This window comes from Streptomyces sp. L2 (assembly GCF_004124325.1).
Classification (GTDB): Bacteria; Actinomycetota; Actinomycetes; order Streptomycetales; family Streptomycetaceae; genus Streptomyces.
Window position 1 is genome coordinate 6,738,399 of sequence record NZ_QBDT01000001.1, and the last position, 15,655, is coordinate 6,754,053.

Genomic DNA, 15,655 nt, shown 5'->3' on the forward strand with positions numbered 1-15,655 from the left:
GCTGTCACATCGCATGAGCGATGTGCTGACGGTGGTGGGGTCGTATGTGCGTTTGTACGGCGCGGGGCCGAAGGCGGTGAGGGCGGTGCTCAGACCCGGTCGATATGTACGTTCGTCGACTTCACGCGGGCGGTGGCCTCCATGCCGACCTCCAGGCCGAGTTCCTCGACGGCCTCCCGGGTCAGCAGGGAGACCAGCCGGTGCGGGCCCGCCTGGATCTCCACCTGGGCGGCGACGTCACCGAGTTTGATCGCGGTGACGATGCCGGGGAAGGCGTTGCGTGCCGAGGTGTAGGGGGCGTCCTCCTCGGTGCCGGCCGCCTTGGCCAGCTCGACCGAGAACGCGGCGAGGTCGCCGCCGTCGATGAGCCGCCGCCCCGACTCGTCGCGATGGGTGGTCACCCGGCCGGCGTCGGCCCAGCGGCGGGCGGTGTCCGGGCTGACGCCGAGCAGCCGCGCGGCCTGACCGATCGTGTAGGACTGCATGCCGGTCACGATAGGCGGCCGGGGCGGCGGCCGCGGACCGGGGTGATCGAAAGATGTCCGGACCGACTCAGCCGGTGTGCACCCGCGGTCTCCTCTCCCGGTCCGGCTCCGCCTCGCGCAGTACCTCGCGGGTGACCGGGGCGACCTCGCCCTGGCCGAACAGGAAGAAGCGCAGGAAGTTCCGGAAAGGATTGCCCTCGGTCCACTCGAAGTAGATGTGCGGGGTGCGGCCGGTGAGGTCCCGGACATGCAGCAGGAGCGCGGCGAGGGCGTTGGGGATGGACGCGGACTCCACGGCCAGGATGCGGTAGCGCCCGTGCAGCACCTCGCCGCGCACGGTCAGGCACGCCTCGAACTCGGAGGGGTCGGTGACCGTGACCTCGACGAAGACGAAGTCGTCCTGCTCGGGCATGTCGTTGTCGGCCCGGATCTGCTCGATCTTGTCGCGGTACTCGGCCTTGTCGCGGTGGCCGGGGTCGTTGGCGATGAACCGCATCCGGCGGCTGGCCATGTCGCGGACGAAACGCTCCGCCATCGGGTCCATCGCCACGCTCGTCACCCGCAGCTCGAAGGCGCGGGCCAGCCGGGACAGCAGGGAGACCAGGATGATGCCCGCGATGAAGCAGGCACCGATCTTCACACCGTCCGGGCGTTCGATGACGTTCACGACGGTGGTGTAGAGGAACACCGCCGAGATGATCCCGAACCCGATGGTCCAGCCCCGCTGCCGCGCCTTGCGCGAGGCGATGGTCACCGCGATCGCCGCCGAGCTGATCAGCACCAGCACACCGGTGGCGTAGGCACCGCCCTGCTTGTCGACGTTGGCGTCGAAGATCCAGGTCACCAGGAAGGCGACCAGCGTGAAGACGATGACCATCGGGCGCACCGCCCGCGCCCAGTGCGGTGCCATGCCGTAACGGGGCAGATAGCGCGGCATGAGGTTGAGCAGCCCGGCCATCGCGGAGGCGCCGGCGAACCACAGGATGGCGATGGTGGAGATGTCGTAGACCGTGCCGAAGGCACTGCCGAGGTACTGGTGCGCCATGTAGGCGAGCGCCCGGCCGTTGGCCTTGCCGCCCGGCTTGAACTCGTTCTCCGGGATCAGCAGCGTGGTGATGAAGCTGGTGGCGATCAGGAAACAGCTCATGATCAGGGCGGCGGTGGTCAGCAGCTTCTTGGTGTCCCGGATCCGGCCCGCAGGACGCTCCTCGGTGTCGCCCTCGTCGCCCCGCACGTGCGGCATGACGGCCACGCCGGTCTCGAAGCCCGACAGGCCGAGGGCGAGTTTCGGGAACACGATCAGGGCGACGCCGACCATCACGAACACGTTGCCGTGTTCCGTGGTGAGCGCGCTCGTCCAGTCGGTGACGACATGCCCGGCGGTGATCACGTGCCACAGCCCGTCGAGCACGACGACGACGTTGAGCGCGAGGTAGACGCCGACCAGAGCGACCGCGACGCCGACGGCCTCCAGGAAGCCCTTGAGGAACACCGCGCCGAGCAGCGCCACCAGGAACAGGGTGATCAGCATCTGCTTGCCCTGGAGGAGGTCCGTCAGATGCGGGTTCTCCACCAGGTGGGTGGAGGCGTCGGCGGCCGACAGGGTGATGGTGATCAGGAAGTCGGTGGCCGCGAACCCCAGCAGGGTGAGGACGAACAGCTTGCCCTGCCAGAACGACAGCAGCCGTTCCAGCATCGCGATGGATCCCTCGCCGTGCGGGCTCTCCTCCGCCACGCGGCGGTAGACCGGCAGGGCACCGGCCAGGGTGACGATCACCAGCACGATGGTCGCCACCGGTGACAGCAGACCGGCAGCCAGGGCCGCGATGCCCGGCTGGTAGCCGAGGGTCGAGAAGTAGTCGACACCCGTCAGGCACATCACGCGCCACCAGCGCTGGCCCTGGTGCGGCGGCTCCGGCTCGGCGTGGGGGCCCGTGTGGCCGCCGTTCCTTCCCATGTCGGACAGCCCCTCCAGCATCCAGGCGCGCATGCGGCTGGGAGGGCGTTCGGTCGTGGCCATCGGCGTGCTCCTGGTGTGTGGCTCAGCTCTTTCCGGCCATCACACGGACGGCGGCACCAGCGTAAGCAGAGAGTGATGCGCGGGCCCATGGATCGGGGGCCCGGTGGGCGTCAATCCTGCGTTAAGAATGGCCCCCCACGAGGAACGGCGCATCAAAGGCGAAGGTCGGGGACCCGATTCCGGCTCGTACGACGGCCCGGCGGGCGCCTGGGCCCGGACGCGGGCCGCAGACACCGAGTGTCATCGTCGGACCGCCGCCGTGCTCAGGCCTGGACACCGCGAACACGCCCGGCGCGGCCGCGGGGTGGACCCGTATGGCGAGAACGGCGATGGTGTCACAGCTCCCTGATGTCCATCCGCCGGTGCCAGGCGTTGCGCCGGTGGACGGCCATCAGGGCCGACTCCAGCGGGGACGGCGGTACCGCGAGGACCGGGCAGACGGCGTGCGCCAGGCAGTGCCGCGACACCCGTCCGGAGAAGGCGCGCCGCAGTCCGCGCCGGCCGGCGCCCACGACCAGCAGGTCGGTGTCCCGGTCGGCGGTCGCCACCAGTGCGGGACCCGGCAGACCGCGGACCACGACGGGGTACGCCGTCACGCCCGGGCCGTCCTCGCCGAAGATCTCGTCGAGGACCGCGGCCAGCCGCTGTTTGGCGAGCCGCTGCCAGTCCTCGGTCAGCAGCCCGGAGGTGGCGGAGCGATGCGTGGCCGCGTCCCCGCCCGGCGGTTCCCAGGCCAGCACCGGCCACAGCTCGGCTCCCAGCCGGCGGGCCAGCACGGTGGCGCGGCGCAGAGCCGTGACGCTGCCGAGGGAGCCGCTGACACCGACCACCACCCGGGCGGTCGGCGAGGTGCCGTAACCGGACATGACACCACCCGTTCCTCGCGCGGTCCACGGGCTCCTCCCGCGGACGGGCTGCCGCGGGGCCTGTCTCCCGTTCCACCCTCCATCCCACTCCCGTGCGCCGGATCCGACCAGTCGATCTCGTCGGCGGCGCTGCGGCAGCGGACGGTCACGAGGAGTGGCCGCCCTTGGACATGCGTCGGGGCCGGTGCGCACCGATGGCGGTGCGGCCGGCCCCTTCGGATCACCGGGCGGAGCGGCGGACCGCCCGGGGCGCGCTCAGGCCGCCGTCATCACGTGCTCCGCGCCGAGCCGGTGCGGAGCGATGACCTGGCCGTCAGGCAGAAGCTCGCCGGTGTCCTCGAAGAGCAGGACGCCGTTGCACAGCAGACTCCAGCCCTGCTCCGGGTGGTGCGCCACGAGACGGGCGGACTCCCGGTCGGCGGATTCGGCTGGCGGGCACGGCGGCTGGTGCTGGCACATGGGTGGGATCTCTCGCTCTGTCGTGGTCATGTCCGTCCCCCGTTGTGATAAGTCGGTCGGAACCCAGTGTTGCCCTCAGGGCGTCATTCCGCAGGGATTTCGCAGCACCGCTCCTCACAGGTTCATGACGCGTCACCCGCGCGGACGGTTCAGTTCAACTGCACTGTCCCTTTGGGTGGTTCGGGGTGACCGGAAAGGGCTAGTCCACCCGGGCCCGGCGCACGTGTACCCCGCATCCCTCCCGGGAGGCGGGGTACACGCGTCGTCCGGACGGTCGGGGTCAGGCCGGCGAACCGAGGAGAGGGACGGGAGTGGCGCGGAGCGTGAGCACCGGCAGCAACTCGGTGACGTGGTGCGGGCGGTGGGCGAAGATGCCGGGCGGCGCGGGGGCGAGCGGGACGAGCAGGTCGGTGGCGGCCGGATGGCCCTCGGCGGCGTCCGCGGTGACGTCCCCGTGCAGCCAGAGCGTGAGCATGTACAGGCCGGGCACGGACAACAGCCGCGGCTGGTACGGCAGCGGCAGCGACTCGGCCTGCTGGAGGGCGCGCTCGGTCGAGGCCAGGTACGGGCCCTCGAAGAAGTGGGAGAACGCCCAGCCGTCGGGCGTCAGCATGGTCTCCGCCGCGGCCACGGCACGGTCGCCGCAGCGGATCAGGAAGCGCCAGCCGGCCAGCCGGGTCGCGGACAGACCCTGTGCGGTGATCCGGTCCAGCACGTGCACGGGCAACGGGAGCTCGGGTGTCGCGGGTCCCTGGGCGGCGCGCAGGGAGGGAGTTCGGGCCTCACGGACCGCGGTGGGGGAACCGAGGGCCGTACGGACGGAGCGCAGTGCGGGCGCGGGAGCAGGGGGCACGTGCAGCGGCATGGTGGGTCGCCTCTCGTTCGACAGGCGCGGCGGCGCGAGGAGGGTGGGGCGGACGGCGCTGTCAGCTCACGGGGAGGTCAGAGAGGCGGGGCCCGGTCGGAGAACGAGGGTGCGTCGGGGGGCCCGCCGTCCGTCGTCCGACGGCGGGAACGCGGCACGGCCAGGACCGGGTGCGCCAACCTTTCTGCCTTCCGAAGTTTATACGACACGTGTTCAGGCCCTGTTTCGTCTACCGGATTCCCGTGCACCCGGCAAGGGTCTATTCAGCCGCCGATTCGCGTTCCTCGTCCCGATTTCCCGACCCACGCCGCACGGTTGACCTCGGAATATGCCGCCGCCGCGGTCGGCCGAATGTCGTCGGCGTTTTTCACGAGACCCACGGGGCACCCGAAGATGCGTGATGCATCATGCCCCGTGAATGTGCCCCGCGGCACATTCCGACAGACTAGCGGGCACCGGGTCCGCGCGGGACGTTATCGATCGCATTCCCTGGGCATCATCCCACCGGACCCGGGACCCCGGCGGCCGGACATGCGGCTCGCCCAGCCGAGGAGGGACACGTCAATGGGCGAGAAGGTCGTGGCAGGCGAGTTCGACCTGTCCGATCGCGGGCGGTACCGCGAAAAGCTCCGTAAGTGCCTGACGGGGCTGGAGCGACTGCTGGTCGAGAAGCGGTTCGACCGCCCCAGGAACCTCATGGGAGTCGAGATCGAATTGAATCTCGCCGGTCTCGACGGCATGCCGAAAATGTTGAACGGCGAGGTACTGGAGCGGATCGCGAGCCGGGATTTCCAGACAGAACTCGCCATGTTCAACCTGGAAGTCAACATCGCCCCCCACCCACTGGGCGGCCGGGTATTCGACCGGCTCGCCGAGGAGATGCGCACCGCGCTCGCCTACGCCGACCGGAAGGCCGGGGAGGTGGACGCGGGCATCGTCATGATCGGGATTCTGCCCACCCTGGACCGGGACGACCTGGTCTCCTCCAACCTGTCCGAGGCCGACCGCTACACCCTGCTCAATGACCAGATCGTGGCCGCCCGAGGGGAGGAGTTCCTGCTCGACATCGAGGGCGTGGAGCACCTCACCTGCACCTCGAAGTCGATCGTCCCCGAGGCGGCCTGCACCTCCGTGCAACTGCATCTCCAGGTCACCCCCGGCCGGTTCGCCGACGTGTGGAACGCGGCGCAGGTGGCCTGCGCCGCGCAGATCGCCGTCGGCGCCAACTCGCCGTTCCTGTTCGGGCGCGAGCTGTGGCGCGAGTCGCGGCCGCCGCTGTTCCTGCAGTCCACGGACACGCGGGCGCCCGAACTCCAGGCGCAGGGCGTACGGCCGCGGACCTGGTTCGGGGAGCGGTGGATCACCTCCGCGTACGACCTGTTCGAGGAGAACCTGCGCTTCTTCCCCGCCCTGCTGCCCATCTGCGACGACGAGGATCCGCTGGACGTCCTCGACGCCGGCGGCATCCCCTCGCTCGCCGAACTCGTCCTGCACAACGGCACGGTGTACCGGTGGAACCGGCCCGTGTACGGCATCGCGGACGGTGTGCCGCACCTCAGGGTGGAGAACCGGGTGCTGCCCGCCGGCCCGACCATCACCGACGTCATCGCCAACGCGGCCTTCTACTACGGCCTGGTCCGCGCCCTCGCCGAGGAGCCGCGCCCGGTGTGGACCCGGCTGCCCTTCCAGGCGGCCGAGGCCAACTTCGACGCGGCGTGCCGCTACGGCATCGACGCGCGCTTCGTCTGGCCCCGGCGGGGACGCCACGGCGGTACGGCAGAGGTCGACGCGGTGACCCTGGTCCGCGACGAACTGCTGCCGCTGGCGTCCGCCGGGCTCGACGCGTGGGGGATCGAGGCCGCCGACCGGGACCTCTACCTGGGCGTCATCGAGGAGCGGTGCCGCCGCCGGGCCAACGGAGCGTCCTGGCAGGCCGCCACGTTCCACCGCGCCCTGGAACAGGGCCTCGGCCGGGACGCCGCCCTGGCCGCCACGACCCGGAGGTACGCCCAGCTGATGCACACGGGGGAGCCGGTGCACACGTGGCCGGTCGGCCTACCGGAGCCGGCACCGCTGGGCCGAGCGCTGGGCTGAGCCCGAGGACCGGCGCCGACGGCGTACGCGGCCGTGCGGCGGGCGGGGGCCGGCGGGCGTTGGCTTCCCGCCGTGGATACCGCCGGCCGGCACCGCGGGGGCTGAGCGCCGTCGCGGCGTGGAGTGGGGACGGGGTGGCGGTTGCGCTGGGTCGGTGTGGGCCGGTTCGGGGCGGGGGCGAGCTTCGGTGCGGTCGGGGTGGCTGCTTGTGAAGGGGCGCGGGGAACTGCGCGATCGGCCGCGAACTGCCGGCACCCGCCGGCGAACGCAAGCCACCCCGCCGAGTACCGCCCGCTGTGGGCCGTGCCCACTGTTCACACCCGGTGCGTTCGTCGGGGCGTTCGTTCTGGGATCCTTGCGGGCAAGGGTCGGGCCGGGTCGGTGGGAGGCAGGGGTGCAGGTGGGCGAGTCGGCGCTGGTGGAGAGCCCGCCGCGGCGGGTGCTGCGGGACGAGACGTTGCTCGTGCTCGGGCTCTCGCTCGGGGCGAGCGGGGTGTCGGCGCTGATCAGCTTCATCGGCTCGGTCACCAAGCCCGGCGGGCTCAAGGACCAGGCGGCCACCCTCAATGCCTCGGCCGCGCCCGGCCGCCCCTGGCTCGACCTGGCCTGGCAGCTCTTCGGCATCGCCACCGCACTGATCCCCGTCGCCCTCGTCGCCCACTTCCTGTTGCGCGAGGGCGGCAGCCTCCGCACCCTCGGCTTCGACCGCACCCGTCCCTGGCCCGACCTGGCCCGCGGAGCCTGCGTCGCCGCCGTGATCGGCAGCACGGGCATCGCCTTCTACCTGGCTGCTCGCGGCCTCGGCTTCAACCTCACCGTGGTGCCCGAGGCACTGCCCGGCGTGTGGTGGAAGTACCCGGTGCTGATCCTGAGCGCCGTGCAGAACGCCGTACTCGAAGAGGTCATCGTCGTGGGCTATCTGCTGCGCAGGCTCGGCCAGTTGGGCTGGACGCCGGGGACCGCGCTCGTGGCCAGCGCGGTCCTGCGCGGGTCGTACCACCTCTACCAGGGCATCGGCGGCTTCGTCGGCAACATGGTGATGGGCGTGGTCTTCGTGTACCTGTACCGCCGCTGGGGCCGCGTCGGCCCGCTCGTCGTCGCGCACTCCCTCCTCGACATCGGTGCGTTCGTCGGCTACGCCCTGCTGGCCGGCAAGGTGGGCTGGCTGCCGACGGCCTGAGCGGCGGGCCGGCCGGTCCGCCGCCCGGTGAGGCGCGCGGTCAGGCGCGCAGTTCGCCGTCGAGCACCGTGACCGCGTGCCCCGTGAGGAGCGTGCGGTCGCCGCGCAGGCCGGTGCGGACCAGCCCGGTGCGGCGGGAGGCCTGCAGCCCGGTGAGGTCGTCGCGGCCCAGGCGGCCCGCCCAGTGCGGGGCCAGGGCCGTGTGGGCGCTGCCGGTGACCGGGTCCTCGTCGATGCCGACGTTCGGGAAGAAGCAGCGGGAGACGAAGTCGTACCCCCGGGACGGGTCCTCGGCCCGGGCGGTCGCGATGATGCCGCGCGAGGAGTAGGCGGCCAGCGCCTTGTGGTCGGGGGAGAGACCCAGCACCGTCTTCTCGTCGGCCAGTTCGACCAGCAGGTCACCGACGTGCGGCCCGGTGTCGAACGCGGCGACCGGCTCCGCGCCCAGCGCGTCCGCGACGCCGGCCGGCGCCTCGACCGGGGTGAGCGGGGCGGTCGGGAAGTCAAGGGTGAGCCGGCCGTCGGCGGCGGGCGTGGCGGTGAGCACGCCGCTGCGCGTGGCGAACCGCACCGGACCCTCGTGAGCCCTGGTGGTGTGCAGCACGTGCGCCGTGGCGAGTGTGGCGTGCCCGCACATGTCGACCTCGGTGACCGGTGTGAACCAGCGCAGCGCCCAGTCCGCCTCGCCGCCGGCGGGCAGTCGGTGGGCGAACGCCGTCTCGGCGTGGTTGACCTCCATGGCGACGTTCTGCAGCCAGTCGTCCTCGGGGAAGGCGTCGTCCAGGAGCAGGACCCCGGCCGGGTTGCCGGCGAAGGGGCGGTCGGTGAAGGCGTCGACGATTCGGATGCGCATGGACGCGACGCTAGCGGTGCCCGCGGTCCGCGGACCAAGGCCAATGCGCAGGTCCTGGCCCGTTTCGCGGCGACCCTGCGGAAGGGGCTTGTCAGGCGATCGGTTCCGATATATCGTTGAGGCATCGCGAACGATACGCGATACGACACGACTGATCACCGAAGATCGAATGAATCGGTGACAGTCCTGACACGCACCACGGAAATGGAGTGATCACGATGCGTACGCACGGATACGAGCACGGACATCGTCACGAGGGCCCCGGGGCGCACGGCCACCATGGCCACCACGGCTTCGGCGGCTTCCCCGGTTCCGGTGGCTTCGAGGGCCGGCGGGCCGCGTTCGGGCCCTTCGGTCCGGGTGGTCCCGGCTTCGGGCCCGGCGGACCCTGGGGACCGCGAGGGCGCGGCGGACCGAGGGGGCGGGCGCGGCGCGGTGACGTGCGCGCCTCGATCCTGGCCCTGCTGAAGGAACGTCCCATGCACGGCTACGAGATGATCCAGGAGATCGCCGAGCGCAGCGGCGGCGCGTGGAAGCCGAGCCCCGGCTCGGTGTACCCCACCCTCCAGCTGCTGGAGGACGAGGGTCTGATCGCCAGCGAGAGCGAGGGCGGCAAGAAGCTGTTCTCCCTCACCGAGAGCGGCCGCAGCGCCGCCGAGGAGGGCCCGGAGGCCCCGTGGGAGGAGGCCACGCGCGGGGTGGACTGGGAGGCCCTGAGCGAGATCCGGCAGGCCGGCTTCGGTCTGATGGAGGCCTTCGGGCAGGTCTGGAAGACCGGGAGCAAGGAACAGCGCGAGAAGGCGCTGACCGTCATCAACGACGCCCGCAAGAAGCTGTACCTCATCCTCGCCGACGAGGACTGAGCCGTACGACGGCCCGCCCGTGGGGAGGCCGGTCCGCCCGTTGGCCGATCTCTACGACGGCCGGCCCGTACGACGGCGATGGCGCCCCGTGGAAACCTCCGCGGGGCGCCATCGGCTGCCCGGGTCCCGGAGCCTCAGGCCACCAGGCCGTCCAGCTTCCGCAGCGACTCGGTCAGCGCGGCCGTCGCCGAGTCCCTCAGCTTGCCCGCCATCAGCGAAACCGCCGCGCCCGTGAACTCGCCGTCGATGCGGACCGTCGTGGCCTCGCCGTCGGGCGTGAGCGTGTAGCGGGTGGCGACGGTCACCGCCATCGGACCCTTGCCGCGGATGGCGAACACCCGCGCCGGCTCCAGCTCCTCGATCGTCCAGTCGACCTCCGCCGGGAAGCCCATCAGCTTCATGTTCTCCTGGAAGGTCCCGCCCACCGCCAGAGCCTCAGGGCCGCCCTTGGGGAAGCTGGTGTGGGTGGCGTTCCACTCGCCGTACGCCGACCAGTCGGTGAGCTGGGCCCACACCTTCTCGGCCGGCGCCTGGATGCGTGCCTCCGCGCTGACTTCGGCCATGCGACCACCCCTTCGTCTCCGGCTACGGTGTCGCGGAACGTAGCCGCAGGGCCTCGAACATTCAATACTGATGAACTGTCAGGAAAGAGGAGATCGGCCGGATCTCCTCCCTGAGGATGAGATCCCTGACAAGGTTGTCCACTTCCTGCGGGACGCCAAGATGGTTCCCCTCGCGGATGACCGGGACGGCCGGGGCTGATGGGGTGGAGTACGTGCAACGCCGTACAGCCCGCCCGACCGCCCGCGACCAGGGCGGCCTCCGCCCGGATGACGATGCCGCGCTCAGTGCCGAGCTGGCGGCCGTGGTCGCCGGTGCCCGCAGGCGGGCCGTCCGGGACGGGGACCGGCAGGTCGACACCGCGCACCTGCTGCACTCGCTGCTGGAGACCGACCCGCAGGCCCGCGCCCTCGTCGGCGGCGCCCCGCAGCTCGCCCGGCTGCTCGGCTACCTCGTGCAGCGCAGCATCGGGTACGGGCTGCGCTGGCAGAGCGGAGTGGAGGACTCCGGCGCGATCAGGGTCGTAGACGAGCAGGCTTCGTACGGCGGTGAGGTCAAGGACGCCGGGGACTGGTCCCCGGTGGCCGCGGCCGCCATGACGGACGCGCTACGGCGCGCCGGGCAGCGCGGCGAGCCCCGCGCCTCCGGCACCGACCTGCTCGCCGCGCTCGTCGCGGACCCGCAGTCCCGTGCCGTCGAGGTGCTCGAACACACCGGTGTCCCGGCCGACGGCCTGCGCGCCCGGCTGGACGCCCTCGCGGTGGAGTACGCCGACGGCGGCCGGCCGACCTGCTGAGCGCTGCCCCGTCCACCACCTGAGACAGGTGTCAACGGGGATGACGCTCATGTCGTCCCCTGTCATCATGTGCCGGTGCGTACGTCTGAAACCAGTCAGGGCAGCCACGGCAAAGGCGTCGGGCTCGGGCTCGCCCTCGTGTCGGCGCTCGCCTTCGGCGGGTCCGGGGTGGCGGCCAAGCCGCTGATCGAAGCGGGCCTCGACCCGCTGCACGTGGTGTGGCTGCGGGTGGCCGGCGCCGCCCTCGTCATGCTGCCGCTCGCCGTGCGGCACCGCGCCCTGCCGCGCAGCCGTCCCGCCCTGCTGGCCGGATTCGGCCTGCTCGCCGTGGCCGGCGTGCAGGCCTGCTACTTCGCCGCGCTCTCCCGCATCCCGGTCGGTGTGGCCCTGCTCGTGGAGTACCTCGCCCCCGCCCTGGTGCTCGGCTGGGTGCGGTTCGTGCAGCGGCGGCCGGTCACCCGGGCCGCCGCGCTCGGTGTGGTCCTCGCGGCCGGCGGACTCGCCTGCGTGGTGGAGGTGTGGTCCGGGCTGAGCTTCGACGCGCTCGGCCTGCTGCTCGCCCTCGGCGCCGCCTGCTGCCAGGTCGGCTACTTCGTCCTGTCCGACCAGGGCAGCGACGCGGGCGACGAGGCGCCGGACCCGCTGGGCGTGATCGCGTACGGCCTCCTCGTCGGCGCCGCCGTCCTGACGGTCGTGGCCCGGCCCTGGAGCATGGACTGGTCGGTGCTGGCCGGTTCCGCGCGCATGAACGGCACCGCCGTCCCCGCCGGTCTGCTGCTCGCCTGGATCGTCCTGCTGGCCACCGTCGTCGCCTACGTCACCGGCGTGCTCTCCGTGCGCCGGCTCTCCCCGCAGGTCGCGGGGGTCGTCGCCTGCCTGGAGGCGGTGATCGCGACCGTGCTGGCCTGGGTGCTGCTCGGCGAGCACCTGTCCGCGCCGCAGATCGCCGGCGGCGCGGTCGTCCTGGCCGGAGCCTTCATCGCCCAGTCCTCCACCCCCTCCCGCAACGGACCGGATCCGGTCGCCTCGCGCGGCGCCGAACGCGAGTTGTCCGCCCGCGGAACGGCGGCATAGGGTGGCGCCCATGCCGTCGAACGCACTCGTCCTCCCGCCTCCGGCCGCCTGAGGCGGGCCTCCGGGACCCCTGCCCGCGCACTCGATTGATGCCGGGCCGGGCGGTGCTGCCCGCAGACGAAGTCCGTGCGCCCCGCCCAGCGGGACGCTCCCGAGCTTCCGCACCCGACGGTGCGTTTCTGCGGAGAGAATCCCTTGTCGAACGCTGTTTCCGGCCTGCCCGTGGGGCGTGGCCTGCTCTATCTGATCATCACCGGTGCCGCCTGGGGCACCGCCGGGGCCGCCGCCTCGCTGGTCTACCGCACCAGCGACCTGGGCGCCCTCGGCCTGTCCTTCTGGCGCTGCGCGCTGGGCCTGCTCCTGCTGCTGGCCGGCCGGGGTCTGCGCCCGCGCGTGCGGCCGGCCGCCGCCGAACCCCTGGGCCGCCGGATCGGCCGGGCCGTGGCCACCGGGGTGGGCCTCGCCGTGTTCCAGACCGCCTACTTCGCGGCCGTGGAGTCCACCGGACTCGCTGTCGCCACCGTCGTCACCCTCGGCGCCGGCCCCGTCCTCATCGCGCTCGGCGCGCGACTGCTCCTCGGCGAGCGGCTCGGCGCAGGGGGCGTGGCGGCCGTCGCCGGCGCGCTCGCCGGACTGGCCGTGCTGACCCTCGCCGGTTCCGCCACGACGGTGCGCCCGGCCGGAGTGCTCCTCGCGCTCCTCTCCGCCGCGGGCTACGGGGCCATGACCCTGCTGACCCGGTGGTGGGGCCGGGGCGGGGGCGCGGACGCCTCAGACACCACGGTCGGCGCCTTCGCGGTGACCACCCTCCTCCTGCTGCCGTTCGCACTGCATGAGGGCCTGCTCCCGCACACCGGCCACCCGGCCCGGCTGCTGTGGCTGCTGCTCTACATCGCGGCCGTGCCCACGGCCCTCGCCTACGCGCTGTACTTCGCGGGCGCCGCCGTCGTCCGGTCCGCCACCGTCTCCGTGATCATGCTGCTGGAACCGGTGACCGCGGCCGTACTCGCCGTCGCGCTGCTCGGCGAGCACCTCACGGCCGCCACCGTGACCGGCACCCTGCTGATGCTCGGCGCGGTGGCCGGCCTCGCGGTCGGCGAGGCCCGCGCGAACGGCCGGGAAGCGGCCCCGGTGTGACGGGAGTCTGCCCCGGTGTGACGGGAGTCGGCCCCGGTTTGGCGGGAGCCAGCCCTCGGTGTGGCGGGAGCCGGCCCCCGTGTGACCGGTGGCGGTCAGCGCGCCGCCGTCAGGTAGTCCGGCAGTTCGATGCCGGGCGTCAGGTCGGCGTTGGCGACCGGGGTGTCGTAGCCCTTGCGCAGCGGCACCACACCGGCCCAGTGCGGCAGGGCGAGGTCCTCGGGCTCGTCGTTGGCGCCGCCCGTGCGGACCTTGGCGGAGACCTCGTCGAGGTCGAGGCGGATCACCGCGGTGGCCGCCAGTTCCTTGCGGTTGGCCGGCCGGGAGTCGGCGGCCCGGCCCGGCACGACGTGGTCGACCAGCGCGTCCAGGGCGAGCCGCCGCTCCTCGGGGTCCGTGACCTCGTGGGCGACGCCGTGCACCACCACCGAGCGGTAGTTGACCGAGTGGTGGAAGGCGGACCGGGCCAGCACCAGCCCGTCGACATGGGTGACCGTCAGGCACACGGGAAGGCCCGGGTCCGCGTCCCCGGTCATCCGCAGCGGGCGCGAACCGGTGGACCCGTGGACGTACAGCCGCTCCCCGACCCGGCCGTACAGCGTGGGCAGCACCACCGGGGCGCCGTCGCGCACGAAGCCGAGGTGGCACACGTAGCCCTCGTCGAGTATCGCGTGCACCAGCTCACGGTCGTACGACGCCCGGTCCGCCGACCGGGTGGGCACGGTGCGGTCGGTCGGGGTGTAGGCGTCGCCGGACGGCGGCGGCGTTTCCCGGCTCGCTTCCCCAGCCGCGTCCCGGGTCGTCTCCTGGGTCCCCTGCATGGCGTTCTCCATTGCACTAGTGCATACTTGTGTTTGTGCTAGGAGAGTATCGGATCGAAGGTCGGGGCGCAGCCGAGATCGCGGCCGGCGTGGAGCGCGCGGTGGGCGCGGGGGAGCTGCGGCCGGGCCAAGGCCTGCCGCCCATGCGGGAGTTGGCGGACCGGCTCGGGGTGAACCCGAACACGGTCGCGGCCGCCTACCGCACCCTGCGGGAACGCGGGGTCATCGAGACCGCCGGGCGCCGGGGCAGCCGTATCCGCCCGAAACCGGCCACCACCGGGCGTGACCAGGCCCGCCTCGACGTTCCGGACGGCGTGCGGGACGTGTCCGACGGCAACCCGGACCCGGCGCTGCTGCCCTCCCTCGCGGAGGCGTTCGCGGCCGCCGCCGCGCAGAGCGACCGCGATCCCGTGCTGTACGGCGACGACCCCGTCGAACCCGAGCTGGCGCGCCTCGCCCGCGCCGCCCTGGACGCCGACGGTGTGCCGGACGGCCCCGTCGCCGTCGCGTCCGGCTCCCTCGACGCCGTCGAGCGGGTCCTTCTGGCCCACCTCAGACCGGGCGACACGGTCGCGGTCGAGGACCCGGGCTGGGGCAGTCTGCTGGACCTGGTCCCGGCGCTCGGGCTGCGCACCGTCCCGGTCGGTGTCGACGACGAAGGGCCCGTTCCCGGCGACGTCCGGCGCGCGCTGGCGTCCGGCGCCCGCGCCCTGATCGTCACCGACCGGGCGCAGAACCCGACCGGCGCCGCACTGACCGGGGATCGCGCGCACGCCCTCCGCGCGGTGCTCGGCAGCCACCCCGAGGTCCTGCTGATCGAGGACGACCACGGCCACGGCATCGTCGACGTGCCCCTGCATCCCCTCGCCGGCGTCACCCGCCACTGGGCCTTCGTCCGCTCCGTCGCCAAGGCCCACGGCCCCGACCTGCGTCTCGCCCTGTTCACGGGGGACGCCACCACCGTCGACCGGGTGCGCGGCCGGCAGCGACTCGGCCCGGGCTGGGTCAGCCGGCTGTTCCAGCGGGCCGTCGTACGGCTCTGGACCGACGGCGCGGTCGACACCCCCGCGGTGGCCGCCGCCTACGGCATCCGGCGGGAAGCCCTGATCCGTGCCCTCGCCGGGCACGGCGTCTCGGCGCACGGCCGCACCGGCCTGAACGTCTGGATCCCGGTCCCGAACGAGACGTCGGCGGTGGCGCGTCTCCTGCACGCCGGGTGGGCGGTGGCCCCGGGCGCCCGCTTCCGTCTGAAGTCCGGCGAGGGCATCCGCATCACGGTCGCGGGGCTGGCTCCGGAGGATGCGGGCCCCCTGGCGGAGGTGGTCGCGTCGGCGGTGGGACCGGCCCCGGCGCGGACGTACGTGTAGCGGCCGGCCCCCTTCGCCGACCGCGGCCCTTCGCCGGTCCGCCGCGTTCGCCGGGCGGCCACAATTCGCCGGTCGCCCATCGTTCACCAGTCAACCGCGTTCGCCGACCGCCACCCTTCGCCGGCCGGCCACCGTTCACTGGTCGGCCACGATTCGCCGGTCAGCCGCGTTCGCCGGTCAGCCTCGTTCGCCGACCGCCGCCCTTCGTCGGCCA

General features: G+C 72.8%; 15 protein-coding genes. 7 read left to right on the forward strand and 8 right to left on the reverse strand.

Features of this window, described 5'->3' with window-relative positions; translation table 11 throughout:
- Positions 1–89: 89 nt before the first annotated feature.
- From DBP14_RS30235 to DBP14_RS30255, 5 genes are all read right to left on the reverse strand, one after another.
- Positions 90–485 carry a helix-turn-helix transcriptional regulator gene (locus DBP14_RS30235; RefSeq protein WP_129310480.1) on the reverse strand — a complete coding sequence of 132 codons (396 nt, stop codon included), beginning with the start codon at positions 483–485 and terminating at the stop codon, positions 90–92.
- A 67-nt stretch (positions 486–552) separates the two neighbouring features.
- Positions 553–2,505 (reverse strand): APC family permease, encoded by a 1,953-nt coding sequence (locus DBP14_RS30240; protein WP_129310482.1) that lies wholly within the window; start codon positions 2,503–2,505, stop codon positions 553–555.
- A 335-nt stretch (positions 2,506–2,840) separates the two neighbouring features.
- The gene (locus DBP14_RS30245; protein WP_129310484.1) at positions 2,841–3,371 is read right to left on the reverse strand and encodes a universal stress protein; all 531 of its coding nucleotides are present in this window, start codon (positions 3,369–3,371) and stop codon (positions 2,841–2,843) included.
- Between the two features lie 255 nt (positions 3,372–3,626).
- On the reverse strand, positions 3,627–3,830 hold the full coding sequence (locus DBP14_RS30250; RefSeq protein WP_129312157.1) for a DUF5999 family protein: 204 nt from the start codon (positions 3,828–3,830) through the stop codon (positions 3,627–3,629).
- A gap of 280 nt (positions 3,831–4,110) precedes the next feature.
- Positions 4,111–4,695 (reverse strand): hypothetical protein, encoded by a 585-nt coding sequence (locus tag DBP14_RS30255; protein WP_129310486.1) that lies wholly within the window; start codon positions 4,693–4,695, stop codon positions 4,111–4,113.
- A 564-nt stretch (positions 4,696–5,259) separates the two neighbouring features.
- On the opposite strand from DBP14_RS30255, the gene DBP14_RS30260 reads away from it, so the two are divergent.
- Both DBP14_RS30260 and DBP14_RS30265 read left to right on the forward strand, forming a co-directional pair.
- Positions 5,260–6,789 carry a glutamate--cysteine ligase gene (locus tag DBP14_RS30260; RefSeq protein WP_129310488.1) on the forward strand — a complete coding sequence of 510 codons (1,530 nt, stop codon included), beginning with the start codon at positions 5,260–5,262 and terminating at the stop codon, positions 6,787–6,789.
- Between the two features lie 394 nt (positions 6,790–7,183).
- Positions 7,184–7,969 carry a type II CAAX endopeptidase family protein gene (locus DBP14_RS30265; RefSeq protein ID WP_129310490.1) on the forward strand — a complete coding sequence of 262 codons (786 nt, stop codon included), beginning with the start codon at positions 7,184–7,186 and terminating at the stop codon, positions 7,967–7,969.
- Positions 7,970–8,009: 40 nt separating this feature from the next.
- Here DBP14_RS30265 and DBP14_RS30270 read toward each other — a convergent pair whose 3' ends face one another.
- The gene (locus DBP14_RS30270) at positions 8,010–8,822 is read right to left on the reverse strand and encodes a PhzF family phenazine biosynthesis protein (protein ID WP_129310492.1); all 813 of its coding nucleotides are present in this window, start codon (positions 8,820–8,822) and stop codon (positions 8,010–8,012) included.
- A 218-nt stretch (positions 8,823–9,040) separates the two neighbouring features.
- Here DBP14_RS30270 and DBP14_RS30275 point away from each other — a divergent pair, with 218 nt between their 5' ends.
- The gene (locus DBP14_RS30275; RefSeq protein ID WP_129310494.1) at positions 9,041–9,685 is read left to right on the forward strand and encodes a PadR family transcriptional regulator; all 645 of its coding nucleotides are present in this window, start codon (positions 9,041–9,043) and stop codon (positions 9,683–9,685) included.
- A 134-nt stretch (positions 9,686–9,819) separates the two neighbouring features.
- Here DBP14_RS30275 and DBP14_RS30280 read toward each other — a convergent pair whose 3' ends face one another.
- Positions 9,820–10,248, reverse strand: coding sequence for an SRPBCC family protein (locus DBP14_RS30280; protein WP_129310496.1), 429 nt, complete (start codon positions 10,246–10,248; stop codon positions 9,820–9,822).
- A 203-nt stretch (positions 10,249–10,451) separates the two neighbouring features.
- Here DBP14_RS30280 and DBP14_RS30285 point away from each other — a divergent pair, with 203 nt between their 5' ends.
- The 3 genes from DBP14_RS30285 (at position 10,452) to DBP14_RS30295 (ending at position 13,253) form a co-directional block, all read left to right on the forward strand.
- Positions 10,452–11,042: a Clp protease N-terminal domain-containing protein gene (locus tag DBP14_RS30285; protein WP_241741300.1), complete on the forward strand. Its 591-nt coding sequence runs from the start codon at positions 10,452–10,454 to the stop codon at positions 11,040–11,042.
- Between the two features lie 69 nt (positions 11,043–11,111).
- Entirely contained in the window at positions 11,112–12,116 is a 1,005-nt protein-coding gene (locus tag DBP14_RS30290; protein ID WP_129310498.1) for an EamA family transporter, read from the forward strand.
- A gap of 195 nt (positions 12,117–12,311) precedes the next feature.
- Positions 12,312–13,253: an EamA family transporter gene (locus DBP14_RS30295; protein WP_129310500.1), complete on the forward strand. Its 942-nt coding sequence runs from the start codon at positions 12,312–12,314 to the stop codon at positions 13,251–13,253.
- A gap of 95 nt (positions 13,254–13,348) precedes the next feature.
- Here DBP14_RS30295 and DBP14_RS30300 read toward each other — a convergent pair whose 3' ends face one another.
- The gene (locus DBP14_RS30300) at positions 13,349–14,074 is read right to left on the reverse strand and encodes a pyridoxamine 5'-phosphate oxidase family protein (protein WP_129310502.1); all 726 of its coding nucleotides are present in this window, start codon (positions 14,072–14,074) and stop codon (positions 13,349–13,351) included.
- Positions 14,075–14,109: 35 nt separating this feature from the next.
- On the opposite strand from DBP14_RS30300, the gene DBP14_RS30305 reads away from it, so the two are divergent.
- A complete protein-coding gene (locus DBP14_RS30305; RefSeq protein WP_129310504.1) occupies positions 14,110–15,441 on the forward strand; it encodes an aminotransferase class I/II-fold pyridoxal phosphate-dependent enzyme in 1,332 nt (443 codons plus the stop codon).
- The last annotated feature ends 214 nt before the right edge of the window (positions 15,442–15,655 follow it).

Coding starts and splice junctions, on each gene's coding strand:
- DBP14_RS30235 (WP_129310480.1), bottom strand. CDS start 485: ATGCAGTCCTACACGATCGGTCAGGCCGCGCGGCTGCTCGGCGTCAGC.
- DBP14_RS30300 (WP_129310502.1), bottom strand. CDS start 14,074: ATGCAGGGGACCCAGGAGACGACCCGGGACGCGGCTGGGGAAGCGAGC.
- DBP14_RS30275 (WP_129310494.1), top strand. CDS start 9,041: ATGCGTACGCACGGATACGAGCACGGACATCGTCACGAGGGCCCCGGG.
- DBP14_RS30270 (WP_129310492.1), bottom strand. CDS start 8,822: ATGCGCATCCGAATCGTCGACGCCTTCACCGACCGCCCCTTCGCCGGC.
- DBP14_RS30240 (WP_129310482.1), bottom strand. CDS start 2,505: ATGGCCACGACCGAACGCCCTCCCAGCCGCATGCGCGCCTGGATGCTG.
- DBP14_RS30245 (WP_129310484.1), bottom strand. CDS start 3,371: ATGTCCGGTTACGGCACCTCGCCGACCGCCCGGGTGGTGGTCGGTGTC.
- DBP14_RS30255 (WP_129310486.1), bottom strand. CDS start 4,695: ATGCCGCTGCACGTGCCCCCTGCTCCCGCGCCCGCACTGCGCTCCGTC.
- DBP14_RS30280 (WP_129310496.1), bottom strand. CDS start 10,248: ATGGCCGAAGTCAGCGCGGAGGCACGCATCCAGGCGCCGGCCGAGAAG.
- DBP14_RS30260 (WP_129310488.1), top strand. CDS start 5,260: ATGGGCGAGAAGGTCGTGGCAGGCGAGTTCGACCTGTCCGATCGCGGG.
- DBP14_RS30250 (WP_129312157.1), bottom strand. CDS start 3,830: ATGTGCCAGCACCAGCCGCCGTGCCCGCCAGCCGAATCCGCCGACCGG.